Raw genomic sequence first — 19,486 nt, 5'->3', positions numbered from 1 at the left:
AACGTGAAAATAAAGTACCATGAAAATGAAATGCTTAATATTTATGAAAATGAAAAACAGATTTCATCTAGAGGGGACAGAATTTTTTCATGGGCTTTCGTACGATTAAAACGGCTATTGCCGCATTAATGGCCGTACTTATTGCGGAGGGAGTGGGCATTCACGGAGCCACCTCGGCAGGGCTTTTAGCAATTTTGGGGGTGGATGTCACACGCAAGAGAAGTCTCCGTACCATTTCGGCGAGATTTTTTGCATCCGTCGTGGGGCTTCTTTTTGCTTGTGTTTTGTTTGTAGTATTTGGATTCCATGATTGGGTACTTGCCTTATATATTTTAACAGCGTTTCCAGTCATTGTACGGGTAGGCTTTAAGGAAGGTATTGTCACGGGTTCAGTCGTGGTTTTTCGAGTATTCAGCGGCGGCGTGATTGATATGCAGGTACTGCTGACCCAACTGGCTCTGCTGGTGATTGGACTGGGTTCTGCGATGGTTGTCAATTTAGCTTATATGCCGCGTTCTGATAATACAATGCAACAAATCCGGCAGGAGGTAGATCGGACATTTTCTGTTATTTTCAGAAATATGGCCAACACGCTGCGTAGTCCGGCATACATATGGGATGGCAAGGAAGTTATTGAAGCGGACAGCGTGATCACCAAAGGGGTCACTGAGGCAGGTCGTTCATTGGAAAATCAAATGCTTCGTCCCCAAGAGGGCTGGAATGTGTATTTTTATATGCGCAAAGAACAGCTGGATTCGATTCAAAACATGATGCAGTTGATCGCACAAATGTATCAGCATATGCCGCAGGCCAAGCTTTTGGCCGAGCTGTTCGACCAGCTTAGCAACGACGTTTTGGCTGGACATTATACGGGGCAGACTGAGAAGCTGTTAGAGCAGGTTCGTGAAGAATTTAAAGCGATGGAGCTTCCTGCCACACGGGAGGAATTCGAGATCCGTTCGGCATTATTGCAGCTTACACATGAGCTTCATCAGTATTTGAAAATCGCTAAAAAGGACAAGGCCCCTACTCCAGTGAAAAATTAGAGTAAAGACCTTGAGAGGCTACTATCCATGATGGACAGTAGCCTCTTCTTGTTCGGTGATGGCAGAAGTCGGATGAGTAAAAGTTCTATTATGCCGAATTCGATCTGTAATCCATAAAACAGCTGTGATCAGGCAAGGGTACAGCATAGCCCACCCAACAAAAGGAAAGACAACTGCCGTGGAGATGAAGGAAATCCAACTAATGGACACTCCCCAACGACTCCCGCGTAGGAGCTTAATCCCCGCTGCACAACCTCCTAGATAGGTCAGAATGAAGGTGGCGTTCGGGAATTGGATCAGGTTGGTGAGTGAAACTGCACCGCTACCGTACAACACCATAATGATCACGAAGCAGACACTAAGAAAAGCAATGCCCCCGATGGGTGTATGGAAACGTTGGGATAACATCCCCATCCAGCGAAAGGCCTGTCCTTGTCGGGATAAAGCATAAGCGACACGTGAAGCGGCACCCACGTAAGCAATAATAGTAGCGGTACAAATAAAGATACCCGTCAACCCAGCAATGATCGCACCCCACGGCCCGATAGCCCGGCTAATCACCCATACGAGCGAAGCATCTGAACCCCCTGCAAGATAACTTTGTGTGCCCACCGTAGCAAGCGCAGTAAGGAAATAAAGCAAACCGACAATGACGGCTGCAATGGTCACACCTCTAACGGCAGACCGCTCGGGATTGGTAAATTCCTCTGACATATGAGACACGGCCTCCCAGCCGATAAAGCACCAGAACAGAATCGCAGCTGCTTGGCCGACAGAAAGCCAGCCATGTGGAACAAACGGCGTAAAGTGAATGGTTTTCATCTGAGGGAGTGCTGCGGCAATAGCGAATATCAGGACGGCAACGATGGCTATAACGACGGCAATCTGAATACGTCCGGCAACCTTCATACCGATCCAGTTGATGATCAGGCCCACCGCCAGCATAGCAGCGGCTAACATAATGCGACTTTCCTCTCCCCAGCCCATAGCTGTGGTCATATAGCCGGCTCCGGTAAGTGCGGCAACAGGTGCCCCAATTGGAACCGACATGAGAAAAAACCACCCGATATAAGCACCGGCACGTGGGGAAAAGGCCAACGTCACAAAATGCGATACCCCTCCCGCATTCGGGAATTTCGCGGATAAAAGCCCCATCGAAAGCGCCATTGGCAGAATGAGCAGGGTCATGAATCCCCATGCCAGCAACGATGCTGGACCCGCCATTTGGGCGGCAAGGCCAGGCACAATCAATACCCCCGAACCCAGCACAGCTCCGATATAGAGCGCAATGGCCTGTGGAAGACCAATAGTGGATTGAAGTTTATTTTCATTCGTCATGCAGAAATGCCTTCTTTCTCTTGTTATTTCCTCCAGCTTATCAGATAATCAATCTATCGGAAAAACGGAATATTACGATTGCTTGCATCGGAAAAATCGATTGAAGGAGCGGATTATGGAATCGCGGCATTTGTTTACCTTTTTAAATGTGGTGGAGGCAGGCAGTTTTACGCGAGCAGCGCGTATACTGGATTATGCACAGTCAAGTATTACTGCTCAAATTCAAACACTGGAGACAGAATTGGGTACGCCGCTGTTTGATCGCATTGGCAAGAAAATCATGCTGACCGATGCCGGACGACGCCTGCTGCCCTATGCGCAGGAAATTTCCAAGATGCACGCTATGGCCAAGGATGCGCTTCGTTCAGAAACAGAATTAGCAGGGACGCTAAAAATAGGAGCGCCAGAGTCTCTGGCTGCTTTTCGTTTGCCGAGTCTGATCCGTGAGTACAGGGAGCGGTACCCGAAGGTTAAAATTGTACTTAAACCCGGCGAATGCTGGGAATTACGTGATTTGATCCGTTCCGGTGAACTGGATTTGGCTTTTTTGCTTCAACCTGAGACGGAGGACAGGGAACTGAATATCACCACGCTTATTCATGAGCCGATGGCACTGGTTGCGCCACTGAAGCATTCGCTAGTTGCCTGTACACAGGTAGAGCCTGCCGACTTGAAGGACGAAACCATTTTGCATACGGAGGCTGGATGTACGTACCGAATCCTTTTTGAGCAGTATTTGAACAAACACGGTATTTTTGCAGACCCTAGTCTGGAATTTTGGAGCATTGAAGCCATCAAGCAATGTGTCATGGCAGGACTGGGTATTGCTCTGCTTCCGCTGGTTACGGTACAAAATGAGCTGCGAGAAGGGAAAATGGCGCGTCTAGCTTGGGATGATAGTGAACAGCAGGTGGCTACTCAGGTTGCTTATCACACGAAAAAGTGGAAATCGCCAGCTCTCAGCGAATTTTTACAGATCGTTGAGCAGCATGTAACACATTGGCGTGCATGAGTTCAAGCCATGGCGGCATATGCTTATACAAATAATATTTTTTCCTTTTCGCCTATTCACTCAACATTCGCCCACAACCTGCATACATATGTATGGAATGATTGATTGTATGGAGGAGGTTCAAGAATGGCATTAAGTCATAAAAATCGTAGAGAGATTATTACCAAAGCGATCTGTGGTAAAGGTCGCAGATTCTCTACCGTAACCCATACCGTAACTCCGCCGAATAATCCGACCAGTATTTTGGGGGCATGGATTATCAACCACCAGTATGAAGCTGTGGCGGCTGGAGACGGCATTGAGGTCATCGGGACGTATGATATCAATATTTGGTACTCATACGATAAAAACTCGCAGACCGATGTGGCTAAGGAAACGGTGTCGTACGTGGAAAATGTGCCGCTCTCGTATCTTGATCCGAAGCACCGGGCGTCTACAGTGGAAGTATCCGCCGAAGCTACACAGGAGCCAAGTTGCGTTGAGGCCAGTGTGTCTTCTGGAGGTGGCAGCGTAATGATCCGGGTCGAGCGGGAATTTGCGGTGGAGCTGGTGGCGGAAACGAAGATTGTTGTAGAAGTATTCCCGTATGGCAGCAGTGACGATTTTGACAAGGACTTTGATTTTGGAGCGGAAGAGGGGGACTATGAGGAGCTCGACCCCGACCTCATTGACGACGAGCTCTGACAGGAGTGACCAAAAAGAGGGCCACTTTACTCTTTGCGCCGGCTGATATTGCGCAGGGGGCAAAGGCCCTCCTTTTTTGTCGTTTTGGATCGTTGAAGTCCGTACGTAGAACGGTAAGGGGGAGTATGATGCGGCAACCGGGACAGGCGCTCAGACGCTTCAGAGAGATGACGGATGATGAAAAAATGCGCAGACTGGTGCGTTCAGGTATATCGGTTCATTGGCTGGATGAGAGTACAGCCGATTTTGCGATCGGTTATGCGGTGCAAATTCATCAATTGCAGGTGCTGGAAATCCGCAGACGTGCCCTCGGAGGTTCTACCAAAGTTAGCACATATGATCTGTCTGAACTAGATCCTCAATCACCGCTCTATGTCCGGATGGAGCGGTTGGCTGTACGTACGTTGTATACACTCGGTTTGGACAGTGGTGAGGTAGTGCTGACGCCGCTGGGAGAGCGCAATTGTCAGGTTCGCCAAGTCTTGGCACAGCCCTGGCTGAACGATAGACGTTTGGCCACGCTATACGAAATTGCTGCTAGTGAAGAGGATGCTCCGGGAGAAGAACTTTCAGCGAAACGGGGGAGCGCGCGATTATTAATCGGAATGGACCCCGAATTTGTGCTGGTACGTATGCCAGAGGGGAGGGTTGTTCCGGCTTCTAGATTTTTGGGTCGACTAGGCGTAGCCGGCTGCGATGCCGTTACCCGCCGAGGGCGAACGCTGTATCCGGTCGCTGAGCTTCGTCCTGCCCCGAGCGAAGATCCGGCTCGTCTGCTGAGGCACCTGCGCCAAGCTTTTGCAACAGCAGCTCGGCACATTGACGACCGCACGCTTATCTGGCAGGCGGGCGGAATGCCGCAGCCAGGTTTTCCCCTGGGCGGACACCTGCATTTCAGCGGTGTTCCGCTAAATGGTGCCCTACTTAGGGCACTAGATAACTATTTGGCGTTGCCTCTGGCGCTGCTGGAAGACAAGCGCTCGGTTCGGCGCAGACCGCATTATGGCAATTTGGGCGATTTTCGCCGTCAGTCGTACGGAGGTTTTGAATATCGTACACTGCCTAGTTTTCTAATCTCGCCACAGCTGGCGAAAGGTGTGATTGGGATGGCGTTTCTGATCGCTTCCCAATATTCACGTTTGCAGCGTAGGCCGCTGGGAGAAGAAGAGGCTCACAGAGCTTTTTATGAAGGAAACCAGGTTGTACTTAGAGAGTATATGGAACCACTTATTTTAGATATGATTTCACTAGAGATTTATTCTCAATATGAAGCTTATATAGCGCCATTGCTAGACAGTCTTCGCAAGGGAAAGCAATGGGATGAAACACGGGATTTGCGCCCGTACTGGAAACTTTCGTAAAATCAAGTTCAACACCCGAGATGGTTTCATGTTATCGACTGTCATTTTTGATATAATGAAAGGTAATTGTAAATTTAAACGGAACAAATTGTGGGGGTTAGGAAACGGTATGTCTAAATATACACCGATGATCGAACAATATTTATCTATAAAAGAGCAGGCTAAAGATGCATTTTTGTTTTTTCGTCTTGGAGATTTTTACGAGATGTTTTTTGATGATGCAATTCTTGCATCCAAGGAGCTGGAAATTACACTGACTGGTCGCGAGGGTGGCGTCGCGGAGAAAATTCCGATGTGCGGAGTGCCCTATCATTCAGCAGAAAATTACATACAACGCCTCATTGAAAAGGGTTATAAGGTGGCCATCTGTGAGCAAATGGAGGAAGCCTCAGCTACCAAGGGAATGGTGCGGCGGGATATCGTCCGTGTGGTGACCCCGGGTACGGTCATGGAGGGCAAGGTGCTGGGTGATAAATCCAACAACTACATGGTATGTGTCACAGAGACGGACGGGATGCTGGCGCTGGCGGCATGCGACTTGTCGACAGGTGAACTTTATGTGACTTCCGTACCTGATTCGAAAGAATGGCTATTAGATGAAATTAACATTTATGAGCCATCCGAAATGTTGGGAGATGGTCATTTGCTCGATTTCGTGACCTCTCGTATGTCCCCTGTTGGACGGCGTGTTGTGTATACGGCCTGGGACAAATCCAAGGATGATCTGGTACGGGATCAATTCGGTGAAGCCACATGGGCAAGGCTTACGGAGGAACGCAGACGTTGCGTATCGCGCCTGATTGCCTACTTAAATGAAACACAAAAAAGATCGTTAGGTCAACTGACCCAAATCTCGGTCTATGAGCCCAATCATTTTATGATTCTGGATCCATTTACCCGCCGGAATCTGGAACTGGTGGAGACGGTGCGTGAACGCTCCAAGAAGGGATCGCTGTTGTGGCTGTTGGATCGGACAGAGACATCCATGGGCGCACGTTTGTTGCGTCGTTGGATCGACAAACCGCTGTTGAGCAGCAATTTAATTGAGGAACGATTAGAAGCGGTAGACAAGCTATACCACCAGTTTATTTTCCGCGAGGATGTACGTGCTCAGCTTAAAGAGATTTACGACCTGGAGCGTTTGGTAGGACGGATCGCTTTTGGTAGTGCTAATGCACGAGATTTGATCGCCCTCAAGCTGTCTTTGGCCCAAATTCCGTCGTTACGTGAGCTGTGCGCTGAATCTCCGTCGAATACACTGAGACGGATTGCACAAACACTGGACAGCTGTACAGACCTGTGTACGCTGATTGAGGAAGCAGTGGCCGATGAACCCCCGATTTCCGTAAGAGATGGAGGGCTTATAAAGGAAGGCTACCATCAGCATCTGGACGAACTGCGTGAGGCAAGTGTGAACGGTAAGCGTTGGATTGCTGAGCTGGAGGCCAAGGAACGTGTAGCAACCGGCATTCGGTCGCTCAAAATCGGATATAACAAAGTGTTTGGTTATTACATCGAGGTGACCAAATCTAATTTGGCTTCATTACCGGAAGGCCGATATGAACGCAAGCAGACGTTGGCGAATGCAGAACGGTATATCACACCGGAATTGAAGGAAAAGGAATCACTGATTCTGGAAGCTGAGGATAAAATGGTGGATCTGGAGTACACGCTTTTCTCCGAGCTTCGCAATAAACTGAACGCTGAAATTCCTCGCCTGCAAAAGCTGGCAGAGCAAGTTGCTGAAATTGACGTGTATCAGTCGCTGGCAACGGTTAGCGCGGAACGTGGATTCGTGAAACCTGAGCTGACAGCAGGATATGATTTTGTTGTGGAACAGGGACGGCACCCTGTTGTGGAGGCCGTAATGAAAGATGGCAGCTTTATCGCCAACAACACTGTATTGGAAGAAGCCGATGCGCATATTCTACTCATCACTGGTCCGAATATGGCTGGGAAAAGCACGTATATGCGTCAGGTTGCACTCATTGCGATTATGGCTCAAATTGGCTGCTTTGTCCCGGCTACACGTGCTAAAGTACCGATGCTGGATCGCATTTTCACACGGATCGGCGCTGCGGATGATCTCATCGGCGGGCAGAGTACGTTTATGGTGGAAATGGCAGATATTCAAGTCATGACGGACAAGGCAACTCCACGAAGCTTGATTATAATTGATGAACTGGGGCGAGGAACGTCCACCAGCGAAGGAATGGCAATTGCACAAGCGGTCATCGAATTTGTGCATGATACGATTGGTTGTAAGGCGCTGGTATCTACGCATTTCCATGAGCTGGCCCATTTGGAGCAAGGTCTGTCTTCGCTGCGAAATTACTCCATGGCTGTGCAGGAAAGCGGCGATAAGGTGAATTTCCTACGCAAGCTCATACCAGGCGCGGCTAGTAGTAGCTATGGTATTTATTGTGCCCGGCTTGCAGGTTTGCCTAATAACATTATTGAGCGAGCGAATGGTCTGCTGTATGGTTTTGAACAGGCGGCAGCTCAAGTAACGGCGGGCACCGAGGCAGTAGGAGGAGCGAAGGAAGGGACTGATCTTCGTACAGCGTCAGGGACAGAAGAGATTTCTCCAATGTCCGCAAAATATGCAGGCCAGACATTGCGAGCAAACGGAGAAACGGCGCCACAAGTCCAGTCTGGATCACAGCAAGCCACCCTGGTAAAAGAAGATACTCTACAGATTGTGGAAGATTCAAGCACGTCACAGCAAGCAGCTTCTGACGTGGTACAGCTGTCCATTTTCGGAGAGCAGGACCTTGCCCCTTCCAAGCCACGAACAGAGACAGAAGAAGCTAATCCGGTCGTGCGCCAAATTTTGCGGAAGGTGAAGAATGCTGATGTCATGAACATGACACCCTTACAGGCGATGCAACTGTTAAATGAATTAAAAAACAAGGCCAATGGTCTGTAATTAAAAAATACTAGACACTATTAATTTGCTTATTTTTCATCTTCATCACACTTTGAAGTCAGGAGGAGGTTAAAGGGATGTCTAAAATTCGAGTGCTAGATGAGCATATTGCGAACCAGATTGCTGCCGGTGAGGTCGTGGAACGTCCAGCCTCCGTCGTGAAGGAGCTGGTGGAAAATGCGATTGATGCGGGCGGTACACGAGTGGACGTATGGGTAGAAGAGGGCGGCCTGCAAAGTATTCGGGTGACGGATAATGGCAGTGGGATAGAGCCTGAAGACGTGGAAACGGCATTTTATCGGCACGCGACAAGCAAAATCGGACATGGCCGCGACCTATTCCAGATCACAAGTCTCGGCTTCCGGGGAGAGGCATTACCAAGTATAGCGGCTGTATCAAAAGTAGAACTGCTTACAGCAGCAGGAGATGACGGCCGTGCCCGTAAATTGGTGATTGAGGGCGGTAAACTGGTACTTCACGAAGATGCTGCGGGTAGGCAGGGAACGGATTTTACTGTACGTGATCTGTTTTATAATACACCTGCACGGCTAAAATATATGAAAACAATTCAGACAGAATTGGGACACATTTCGGATGTATTGTACCGAATGGCGCTTTCGCACCCGGAAGTGGCCTTCACATTGCGGCATAATGGTAATACATTGTTGCAAACGCTGGGCAATGGTGATTTGCTCCAAGTGATTGCTGCTATTTACGGAACTTCTGCAGCAAAATCAATGTTGATGGTGGAAGGAGAAAGCCTTGATTACCGAATAAGCGGCTATGTCAGTCGCCCAGAGTGGACACGATCGAATCGAAATGCAATTTCGACAGTGGTGAATGGACGATTTGTGCGAAGCTATGGGCTCAATCAGGCACTGCTCAAGGCGTATCATACTTTGTTGCCGATCAATCGTTATCCGCTGGCTGTGATCCAACTGGACATGCATCCTTCTTTGGTGGATGTTAACGTCCATCCAGCCAAGCTGGAGGTGAGGTTCAGTAAAGAAGCTGAACTGTTTCAACTGGTTGAAGATTCGGTAAAAGCTGTTTTAGGGCAGCAAGTGCTGATTCCAAAGGCAGTTAAACGTGAAATTGGTGGCAAGGATAGCGGATCGTTTGTACAGGAGCAGTTTCACTTCTCGAAAGGAAATGGTGCGGAACTAGATGCTTCTTCAGATAATGATCATAGTAGAACGTTACCTCTTTCTATGGCTTCGCCGCAGGTCCGGGAATCTTTTCAATCCAATCAAACAAGCAGAAATGAAAGTAAAGAAGTGAGTAAGAAGATTAGCCAGGAGCGTGAGCAACTTCCGAATAGGGAGAGCCATTCAGTCATTGGAGAGGCCAACACACTCGCTCATCAAAGTATCAGTGATGATGAACTAGATGCAGATTTTGTGGAAGAAAAGAACGGGAATGATGCTAGAGAAGGCGTGTCGCTGCCTGATGGAACGACTATACAGACGTCGGCAGGAGATCATGCAGAAACTGACGCTTCTTCCTTGTACAGCGAAGGGATACAGGAAACGGCTGCTTCTGCTGCTTACCGTTCTTCTGTTTCACCAATTACAGACAACACTACTAAATTCACGGATCAGAAACCGCACCAGGAACGTTTGAATACAGAGCAATTGGCTGCGTTGTCGGGGGCAACCCCTGAGGTGCCTACTTTTCCTGAGCTGAATTTAATCGGTCAGCACCATGGAACCTATCTGATTGCGCAGAACGACCAAGGATTGTATTTAATTGATCAGCATGCCGCCCATGAACGGGTCAATTACGAATTTTATTACGAAAAATTTGGCAATCCTGAATCAGTATCACAGGAGTTGTTATTGCCAATTACATTGGAATTTACGCCTTCCGAGACGGAAAAATTGAAAACAAGGTTGCACTGGTTTGAACAGGCTGGGGTGTATTTGGAGCATTTTGGCGGGCAAACCTTCCGTGTCAGCTCCTATCCATACTGGCTCCCCAAAGGTGAAGAAGCGGATGTCATTGAGGAAATGGCCGGATGGGTGCTGGAGGAAAAAGCCATTGATCTAGCTAAACTGCGGGAAGCAGCCTCAATTATGTGTTCCTGCCGGGCTTCGATTAAAGCAAATCAGAAGCTTACTGACCGGCAGGCTATCGTGCTGCTAGAGCGTTTGGCAGCCTGCAAACAACCCTATACCTGCCCCCATGGGCGCCCCATCGTTGTTTCCTTTTCCACATATGATTTGGAGAAGCTGTTTAAAAGAGTAATGTAAGGAGTATAAATATGTTGCAGGATTGGGAAAACCGTGAAGAAGAAAAGCAAAAGATGCTTCGTGAGAAGCAAGCTGAATTGCTGGTCACGACAGGAGATTCTCCCTCGGACGAGGTTGTGGAGCGCGCGAAGCTCCTTGCAGCCGAGCTTGGGGTGCTGTATGCTCCCCGTCGTGGTATATCAGTAGCTAAGCTAATTGCTGCTCACAGAGTCCGTCAGGCTCTGGTGCTGGTGCAGAGCGGAGTGAGACTGATTGGTCTGGAACAACCACCAATGGTTTTTCATCCAAGCATGGGATTCATTCGAGCCAAAAGGGTATTAAAGGGCGAGGCTGACCCAATGTTGACGGCTGCTCGACTTGCCCCGGGTGATACCGTGCTGGATTGCACGGCAGGGCTTGGTACGGATTCTCTTCTATTTTCCATTGGAACGGGAAGTTCTGGACAAGTCACAGCTGTGGAGAGTTCCTTCCCTGTCTATGCATTAATCAAGGACGGGATGAGACATTACCGTTCCGGTAACGCTGCAGTAGATAGAGCCTTTTCCGACATTGACGTTCGTTTTGGTCATCATCTGGACTATTTGCGTAGCTTGCCGAACCGCAGTGTAGATATTATTTATTTTGACCCGATGTTCCGTGATCCGTTGCTTGATTCCAGTGCAATCGGTCCATTAAGAGGATTGGCCAATCCAGATGCATTGAATGAAGAAAGTATTGCTCATGCGAAAAGGGTTGCAAGAAAAACAATTGTATTGAAAGAAAAAAGGGGTAGCGGAGAGTTTGCCCGCCTCGGCTTCCGTGTAAAGCAACGGGGCACAACGAAAACAGTGTACGGAGTGATTGATATTGACAGTGGCATCTAAGCCTAAACTACTTGTTCTTGTTGGCCCGACTGCGGTTGGCAAGACGAAACTAAGCATCGAAACGGCTCGACAATTTGACGCGGAAATTATTTCCGGGGATTCCATGCAGGTATACCGTCATATGGACATTGGAACTGCCAAAATTTCCGAACAGGAAATGAAAGGAATCAAGCACCATTTAATCGATATTCATGAGCCTGAATACCCATATTCAGTAGCCCAATTTCAGGAAGACTGTCGTCGTCTCATACCTGACATTCAATCTAGAGGAAAGCTACCTTTTATCGTAGGCGGAACGGGTTTATATGTAGAATCGGTTTGCTATGAATACCAGTTTTCTGAGGTAGGGGCTGATGAAGCTTTTCGTCAGGAGCAGCTTGACTATGCCGACCAGTTCGGAGCCGACGCGCTTCATGCGCGACTACAGGCAGTTGATCCCGAAAGTGCACTTCGTCTGCACCCAAATGATCGTCGTCGAGTCGTGAGAGCACTGGAAATTTACCATGTTAGCGGAACAACTCTTAGCTCTCAACTTGCCAGTCAAAAAAAGGAATCTCCCTACCAACTCTGCATCGTAGGTTTGACAATGGATAGGCAAATGCTATATAAACGTATTGAAGACCGAATTGACGGGATGCTCGATCAAGGGCTTGTTGCTGAGGTAACCTCCTTAATGGAACGGGGAGTGCGAAGCGATGCCATCTCCATGCAAGGTCTAGGCTATAAAGAGATATCCTCCTACCTGCGGGGAGAGGTGTCTTTGGAGGAGGCGGTGACTTGGCTAAAACGGGATACGCGTCATTTTGCGAAGCGGCAGCTCTCGTGGTTTCGCCATATGAAGGATATCCAGTGGGTAGATGTCACTGATTTCGAAAATTTTTCTGCTCATGCAGCCCGAATACACGAAATTATAGCAGGAAAGTTCCGGACAGACCTTGAATATACTTCAAAACAATCCAAATGATTATTGGGGGTACGGCTAAAATGAACAAGTCTATTAATATCCAAGATACGTTTCTGAACCAATTGCGCAAGGATTCTATACCTGTGACGGTATACCTCATCAATGGATTTCAGGTGCGAGGAACGATTAAAGCGTTTGACAATTTTACAATCGTTATTGATTCGGATGGGAAGCAACAGCTGATCTACAAGCATGCCATCTCCACCTTCACACCGCAACGCAACGTATCGCTTGTACAACAAGATAACGCTGGCGATAACTGATTACGGCTTGACGGTCGCCTGGATAATGAAACTTTTCAGGCGTCCGTCTCGTCTAACTGTATAGGAATGTGACCGGGAGCAACCTGATCAGGGTTGTTCTTTTCATTCCGTTTACTTTTATGCTGCCGACAGCTAGCTTTAAGCCTATGCTCGGTGACATTATGATTATTCGCGAAAGGGAGTCAGGGGAATGCCAAACGATTCATTGTCCAGATCCGGCAATCGCAATAGAAACACATCTAAAGAGAAGCCGAAGGGCAAGAAAAAGAAAATAACAGGTAAGCGAGTTGGGTGGACGCTGTTTATTACAGCAGCATTAGCCATATTTTGCGCACTTGGTGGTTATTTATTTGTCATGGTTAATGGCGAAAAAATCTACAAAGCCAACAAGGACAAAATTACTGTGAACGAGACATCAAAGGTTTATGACCGCAACGGTGTGCTCATGGGTGAGCTGTCTGTGCAAAAAAGTGATCCAGTGAAAAGTGAAGAAATTCCACCGTTGCTTAAAAAAGCTTTTATCGCAACCGAGGATAAGCGTTTTATGGAGCATCAAGGAGTTGATATTTGGTCGATCGGTCGGGCGGCCGTGAAGGATATCGTTGCTCGTTCTGCAGTGGAGGGCGGCAGTACGCTGACTCAGCAGTTGGCCAAAAACTTGTTTTTGACACGTGACAAAACCTTTTTCCGTAAAGCAACAGAGGTATCCATCGCAATGGCGCTGGAGCGAAATTTGACTAAAGATGAAATTATTACGCTATATCTGAATCGGATATGGTTTGGACGCTCATATTCTGGGATTAAGGCAGCTTCGGAAGGCTATTTCGGCGTGTCAAACTTAAACGAATTAAAGTTGTGGCAAGTCGCTACACTGGCGGCTATTCCGAAAGGGCCATCCAAGTATAACCCGATCAGTAACCCGGAAAACTCAAAGGCCCGGCGTGCTGTGGTTCTCCAGCTGATGTTTGAGCAGGGAATGATTGGCAAGCAGGAAATGGAAGAAGCCAAAGCTATAAATTACGATTACAAACAACCGGAAAAAGTGCAAAAGTATCAAAATTTTATGGAATATGTCATGGATGAGGCAGAGGATGCCTTGCCAGGAGTCAGCGGCAATGATCTGATTATTGGCGGTTATAAAATTCATACGACAATGGATGCTCAGGCTCAAAATGCATTGGATCAGGCGATGGCGGATGATGATATGTTTGAAAAAAGTCCAGACGATCAGCCTGTCCAAGCTTCAATGGTTATTATCAATAACCAGACTGGCGGAATTGCCGCAATGGCTCCTGGACGGGATTACAAAAAGGGAACCTTCAATCGTGCGACACAGAGCCGCAGACAGCCAGGGTCGGCCTTTAAGCCGATTGTAGCTTATGCGCCAGCACTTGAGTCTGGTAAATTTACGATAGATACTCCATTGAGTAACGAACGGCAAAGTTTTAACGGATACAGCCCTAAAAACTTGCATGGTTACTCTTCGACCATCAGCATGATAGATGCCATTACGAAGTCTGAAAATATACCACCTGTATGGTTGTTGAACCAAATCGGTGTGGAAAAAGGGGTTCAATTCGCCGAGAGCGTTGGTATACCGATGGACAAAAATGATCACTCTCTTGCTATCGCATTGGGGGGACTAAGCAAAGGAACAAATACCCTTGAAATGGCGCAGGCTTATAGCGCTTTTGCCAATAAAGGACAATTCCAAAAAGCTTACTCTATTAAGCAAATTAACAATAGTGATGATCAAGTGGTGTATACTCATAATGAGGAATCCAAATCAGTCATGAGTGAGAAAACGGCTTATGAAATGACAAAAATGATGCAAAATGTGGTTAATAGCGGTACAGGTCGCAAAGCACGTATCGACTGGCCTGTAGCTGGTAAAACGGGTACGACCCAAAGTGGAATCAGCGGCAACAGTGGTAACCGGGACATTTGGTTTGTCGGTTATACGCCGGAATATACCGGAGCGGTATGGATGGGGTATGACAAACCGGACAGCAAGCATATGTTGAGAAACTACAGCGGCCAGTCGGCAGCCTTCTTCGGAAGGGTTATGGGTGAAGCACTCAAGGGACACCCAGTGACGCAATTTAGCGAGCCGAAGGGATATGAACCACCGATTGAGGAGAAGCCAGAAGAGCCGGTTCAGGCCACCGCTCCAAGCGGACTGAGCGGGTCGTATAGTCAGGATACCCAAATTGTATCGTTGTCTTGGAATGCGGCTGAGGGAGATAATGTGCAATACCGTGTTTATCGTAAAGAATCTTCTGAAGGAAGCTTCCGGACGATTATGGAGGCGATGAGAGGCACGAGTGGTGAAGATACGTCGCCCGTAGCTGGAAAGACGTATCAATACTATGTCGTAGCTTATGGAGCAGATGGTAAAGAATCCGCAGCTTCCAATACGATTAGCGTAGAAATTCCAGCAGAAACTACTCCGATAGATCCGCAACCAGGAAACGATCCGAATCAGGATGGAACCGTACCGGATAATGGCGAGAATATAGATGGTCAGAATGGCACGGACCAGGGGAATACAGTTCCTGGAGGAACCGATAATGGTACTGGTTCTGACCAACTTCCAACGTCTCCTGGAGTTAACAATGGAAATGGTGCTGAAGGTACAGGTAACAGTAACGATAATCTAGGTAACGGAAACGATACAAATCAGGGAAATGGTCAGACGACTACACCGGATTCAGGTGTCACTAATGAAGATACTATGACCAATTCAGAAAATACAGATTCATCTACTACAGGGGCTATAACGGATGGAAGTCAGGAAGGGAAAGCCAACGGCCATTCGAACTCCAATCGTGGACGTCACAACCGGGATTAGCAAAGAGGTTTTTGGTAAGTTGAATTGGCTTCAAAATCAAAGGTATTTTCGGACTGTTTTGACAGTCTGAAAATACCTTTTTTGCTGTAATACAGGGGTTATTTTTGAGTGTATAGTTTAAATATGGTAAGCTGGTTTTACCAATGTTGGAGAGGAACATCATTTATGAAGCGCAAATTCGGAGACCGGGCCAACTGGCGAAGAATCACCAATCGCAAGTTTGCTTGCCGGTATGTAGAAAGTGATGCGTTTACAGGATATGTGACCCTGTATACTATTTTGAGTCTCAAGGAGCCATTATGGAAAAGTTATGGTGGTCATACGTTTTGCATAGCCGATAAAGGTTATTCCTGGTTGCAATATTATCCCAAAGGTAAGCATTATGTAGTGACTGCTATGTTTGACAATCGAGAACAAATCGTCGAATGGTACATTGATACCTGCCGAAATCAAGGAGTAACCGATCAAGGAGTTCCTTGGTTTGATGATTTGTATTTGGATGTTGTTGTGCTTAAAAACGGTGAAATCTTTCTGGTGGATGAGGATGAACTGGAGGAGGCGCTACAACGGGGGCATATTTCTACGCAAGAAGCAGAATTGGCTAACCGAACAGCGGCTGACCTGCTACATCAGATCGATGCTCACATGTTCCCCTATTTTAAAATGTCGCTGAAACACCGGGCCGAATGGTTTCATAACGGTGATTTCAAGAGAGAACGGTGAAATTTTTGCAGTGGATGAAAAGCACTGGGCCCCAACGCCATGAGCCAAAAAGCGGGCAAAGTCGTAATGGGGAAATATTTATGGTATCGAAGCGTCTCATACTTGGTTTGATGATTTTCATTTTGATCGGATTGGTATGGGCAGGTATCCGAGTATGGAATATGAATACAGCTGCCTCTACCACTCCGCTTCAGCATGCACAAATTGGTATCGTACTAGGTGCCTCTATGTGGGGAGCTGAGCCCAGTCCTGGTTTAAAAGAAAGATTAGAAGAAGCCTTGCGGTTATATCGTAACGGGATGGTGCAGCGACTAATTGTAAGTGGAGGACTGGATCAACCTGATTTTCCGTATACGGAGGCCGAGGGGATGCAACGCTACTTGGTAGATAGAGGAGTCCCTGTACAGCATATTGTGTTAGAAAACCAGGCAACCAGTACTTACGAAAATTTGCTCTACAGCCAGCGTATCATGGAGGAATATGGCTGGCACTCCACGGTAATCATCACACATAGCTATCACGGTCCTCGCGCGTTGGAAATTGCTCAATTTTTGAATTTTGATCATCCCCAGTTGGCTCTGACCGAATCCAAAGTGCTGAATATGCCATTTCATCAATCAAGAGAAGTATTGGCTTACGCTAAATGGACGCTACAACGGTGGTTGATCAGTGCACAAACTTGGATTGGCTGAATTGAGAGAAGGCTTTGTACACGTTCTCGTTGCTTTTATGCTAATAAGGACATGCTGGACCGAATACATTAATAGGGTAAGCTGTGCCTGAAGAAATGTTGAGGTGATGGATGCATGAACGGACGGGGAATCGCCGCGGGCAAGCGGTCGGAGGAGAGACCTTCTAGACAAATCAATGTCGTGCTGCGTAGCCCGGAGCCGATCGCTTCGGTGACTGTGGACGAGACGGAAGCAGTGGCTTCGACCAAGTCGCAGGCGCTACCGCAGTATCTCAGTCTTTATCAGGAAATTCAGAAAGAACTCGATCATCTCGTCGGCTTGGATAACATCAAAGAGCTGGTATTTGAGGTATATGCCTTTTTACAAATCGCCCACATGCGAACTGATGCGGGTCTGTTAAGCAACGCACACGTATATCACATGATCTTCAAAGGAAATCCAGGTACGGGGAAAACGACAGTGGCCCGCATTATCGCTAAAATGCTGCAAAAAATGGGCGTACTGAGCAAGGGCCATCTAATTGAGGTGGAAAGGGCTGATCTGGTAGGTGAGTATATCGGCCACACCGCACAAAAAACGCGGGACCTGGTAAAAAAATCTCTGGGCGGCGTGTTGTTCATTGATGAGGCTTACAGTTTAGCACGCGGAGGGGAAAAGGATTTCGGAAAAGAAGCGATTGATACCTTGGTGAAGGCCATGGAAGACCAAAAAAATCAATTTATTTTGATCCTCGCAGGGTATTCGGGAGAGATGGACTTTTTTTTACGGACCAATCCTGGTCTTCCTTCTCGTTTTCCAATCCAGCTAGATTTTCCTGACTATACTGTGGATCAGCTCATTCAAATTTCGGAGATGATGGCTAAGGAACGGGATTATATTCTCATGCCTCAGTCTATACTCAAAATGAAGGAACATTTACTAAATGAGCGAAATGACAGTCTCCATGCATTTAGTAATGCACGTTATGTTCGTAATGTGATTGAAAAAGCGATTCGGCACCAAGCTGTCAGGCTGCTTAATCAGTACAGGAGTGGGCAACCCGGCAAGCAGGAATTGATGACGTTGCGACCAGAGGATTTGAAAATGGACAAAAGATAGGCGATAATAGGAATCTGAATCATATCGAATTGTATGACATCGAACGAGGGCCGGCCTGACATCAGGTCGGTTTCTGTTCGAGAGTTGACATGAAAATAAAGGAGCAAACAATATGGCGAACTCCACTCATGATACACAAACAGAAATGCAGGATAAGGCGGTGCTGGTCAGTCTAATTACGGATGAAGTCAAACGATCTGGCATCAATACGGAATATTCATTGGAAGAACTGGTGAAGCTGGCTGAAACAGCGGGAGTTGAAGTGCTGAGCGTCCTCACACAGAATAGGGAATCCAAGGACTCCAAATGGTTTATTGGCAAAGGAAAAGTAGATGAATTGCGTGCCGTTGCTGAAGAATTGGGAGCGAATACAGCTATTTTTGATCAGGAGCTCTCGGGCGCTCAAGTACGAAATCTTGAAGAGAGCCTGGATCTCAAAATCATTGACCGGACACAGTTAATTCTGGACATTTTTGCTCAACGTGCAAAAACACGGGAAGGTATTATCCAGGTTGAACTGGCGCAGTTGTCATACTTACTCCCCCGACTGTCTGGACACGGTAAAAATCTTTCGCGGCTCGGTGGCGGAATCGGAACACGTGGTCCTGGTGAAAGCAAGCTAGAGACGGACCGTCGTCACATTCGTGACCGAATCAGTGATCTGAAACGCCAACTTGAGGAAGTGACGCGTCATCGGTATTTACACAGGGAGCGTAGACAAAAGGCCGGCATCGTCCAGGTGGCACTCGTTGGCTATACAAATGCCGGCAAATCAACACTGTTGAAGCAACTGACAGCTGCCGATGTATATATTGAGAACCAACTATTTGCGACGCTTGATCCTACCTCTAGAACAATGGAACTGCCGAGTGGCAAAGAAGTTATTCTCACAGATACAGTAGGATTTATTCAAAATCTGCCTCATGATTTGGTTGCCTCTTTCCGGGCCACTTTGGAGGAGGCCAATGAGGCTCATCTCATTTTACATGTCGTGGACGCCTCCTCAGACATGCGTGACGAACAAATGAAAGTTGTAGAGTCAATCCTGCAACAGCTTGGGGCTGCGGACAAGCCTCAGATCGTATTGTTTAACAAAAAAGATGCTTGCACCCCTGAGCAATTGGAAATGCTCCCTTCTGGGGAAGGCTATTTGAAAATCAGTGCTTTTGATGAAGCAGATTTGCTACGCATTCGCGAACTGGTTCAGGAGCATCTGAGCGGTGACACACTGAGATTTCGTATTCCTGCGGAACGTGGGGATTTAACATCGGTGCTTTATCGAATTGGAGATGTACTGCTGACAGAGTATGATGGCAATGATGTCATTTATGAGGTAGAAATTCAAAGAGGAGAATACGAAAAGTATGGTCATGCGCTTAGTGAGTTCACAGAAAGTTAACATCTAATGAT

General features: G+C 47.4%; 15 protein-coding genes. 14 read left to right on the top strand and 1 reads right to left on the bottom strand.

Annotated features, from left to right (window positions below; translation table 11 throughout):
- Window positions 1-89: 89 nt before the first annotated feature.
- Window positions 90-1,046, top strand: coding sequence for an aromatic acid exporter family protein (locus ACN6NF_RS13695; RefSeq protein WP_474318179.1), 957 nt, complete (start codon window positions 90-92; stop codon window positions 1,044-1,046).
- Between the two features lie 21 nt (window positions 1,047-1,067).
- Here ACN6NF_RS13695 and ACN6NF_RS13690 read toward each other — a convergent pair whose 3' ends face one another.
- Window positions 1,068-2,384, bottom strand: a complete 1,317-nt coding sequence (locus ACN6NF_RS13690) for an amino acid permease (protein WP_474318178.1) — start codon at window positions 2,382-2,384, stop codon at window positions 1,068-1,070.
- Between the two features lie 115 nt (window positions 2,385-2,499).
- Between ACN6NF_RS13690 and ACN6NF_RS13685 the strand changes: the two genes are divergently transcribed.
- The 13 genes from ACN6NF_RS13685 (at window position 2,500) to hflX (ending at window position 19,475) form a co-directional block, all read left to right on the top strand.
- The gene (locus ACN6NF_RS13685; protein ID WP_474319058.1) at window positions 2,500-3,396 is read left to right on the top strand and encodes a LysR family transcriptional regulator; all 897 of its coding nucleotides are present in this window, start codon (window positions 2,500-2,502) and stop codon (window positions 3,394-3,396) included.
- Between the two features lie 126 nt (window positions 3,397-3,522).
- The gene (locus ACN6NF_RS13680; RefSeq protein WP_013371552.1) at window positions 3,523-4,080 is read left to right on the top strand and encodes an outer spore coat protein CotE; all 558 of its coding nucleotides are present in this window, start codon (window positions 3,523-3,525) and stop codon (window positions 4,078-4,080) included.
- Between the two features lie 125 nt (window positions 4,081-4,205).
- Complete coding sequence (locus ACN6NF_RS13675) at window positions 4,206-5,441, top strand: putative amidoligase domain-containing protein (protein ID WP_474318177.1); 1,236 nt, start codon at window positions 4,206-4,208, stop codon at window positions 5,439-5,441.
- A gap of 109 nt (window positions 5,442-5,550) precedes the next feature.
- On the top strand, window positions 5,551-8,370 hold the full coding sequence (gene mutS / locus ACN6NF_RS13670; RefSeq protein ID WP_474318176.1) for a DNA mismatch repair protein MutS: 2,820 nt from the start codon (window positions 5,551-5,553) through the stop codon (window positions 8,368-8,370).
- A gap of 77 nt (window positions 8,371-8,447) precedes the next feature.
- Window positions 8,448-10,622 (top strand): DNA mismatch repair endonuclease MutL, encoded by a 2,175-nt coding sequence (mutL, locus tag ACN6NF_RS13665; protein WP_474318175.1) that lies wholly within the window; start codon window positions 8,448-8,450, stop codon window positions 10,620-10,622.
- Window positions 10,623-10,633: 11 nt separating this feature from the next.
- On the top strand, window positions 10,634-11,485 hold the full coding sequence (locus tag ACN6NF_RS13660) for a class I SAM-dependent methyltransferase (RefSeq protein ID WP_474318174.1): 852 nt from the start codon (window positions 10,634-10,636) through the stop codon (window positions 11,483-11,485).
- Window positions 11,469-12,449: a tRNA (adenosine(37)-N6)-dimethylallyltransferase MiaA gene (gene miaA / locus ACN6NF_RS13655; protein WP_474318173.1), complete on the top strand. Its 981-nt coding sequence runs from the start codon at window positions 11,469-11,471 to the stop codon at window positions 12,447-12,449. Before ACN6NF_RS13660 ends, miaA begins: the two co-directional genes overlap by 17 nt.
- 20 nt (window positions 12,450-12,469) lie before the next feature.
- Window positions 12,470-12,712 carry an RNA chaperone Hfq gene (hfq, locus tag ACN6NF_RS13650; protein ID WP_474318172.1) on the top strand — a complete coding sequence of 81 codons (243 nt, stop codon included), beginning with the start codon at window positions 12,470-12,472 and terminating at the stop codon, window positions 12,710-12,712.
- A 190-nt stretch (window positions 12,713-12,902) separates the two neighbouring features.
- The gene (locus ACN6NF_RS13645) at window positions 12,903-15,563 is read left to right on the top strand and encodes a PBP1A family penicillin-binding protein (protein WP_474318171.1); all 2,661 of its coding nucleotides are present in this window, start codon (window positions 12,903-12,905) and stop codon (window positions 15,561-15,563) included.
- Window positions 15,564-15,728: 165 nt separating this feature from the next.
- Complete coding sequence (locus tag ACN6NF_RS13640) at window positions 15,729-16,286, top strand: ribonuclease FAU-1 family protein (RefSeq protein WP_013371544.1); 558 nt, start codon at window positions 15,729-15,731, stop codon at window positions 16,284-16,286.
- Complete coding sequence (locus tag ACN6NF_RS13635) at window positions 16,283-16,978, top strand: YdcF family protein (protein ID WP_474318170.1); 696 nt, start codon at window positions 16,283-16,285, stop codon at window positions 16,976-16,978. Before ACN6NF_RS13640 ends, ACN6NF_RS13635 begins: the two co-directional genes overlap by 4 nt.
- 114 nt (window positions 16,979-17,092) lie before the next feature.
- Complete coding sequence (locus ACN6NF_RS13630) at window positions 17,093-18,076, top strand: AAA family ATPase (protein ID WP_016822094.1); 984 nt, start codon at window positions 17,093-17,095, stop codon at window positions 18,074-18,076.
- A gap of 112 nt (window positions 18,077-18,188) precedes the next feature.
- Window positions 18,189-19,475, top strand: coding sequence for a GTPase HflX (gene hflX, locus ACN6NF_RS13625; protein ID WP_013371541.1), 1,287 nt, complete (start codon window positions 18,189-18,191; stop codon window positions 19,473-19,475).
- Window positions 19,476-19,486 lie beyond the last annotated feature (11 nt).

The sequence above is a fragment of the Paenibacillus sp. TSM33 genome (assembly GCF_056099025.1).
This window is presented reverse-complemented; position numbering and strand designations above follow the sequence as displayed.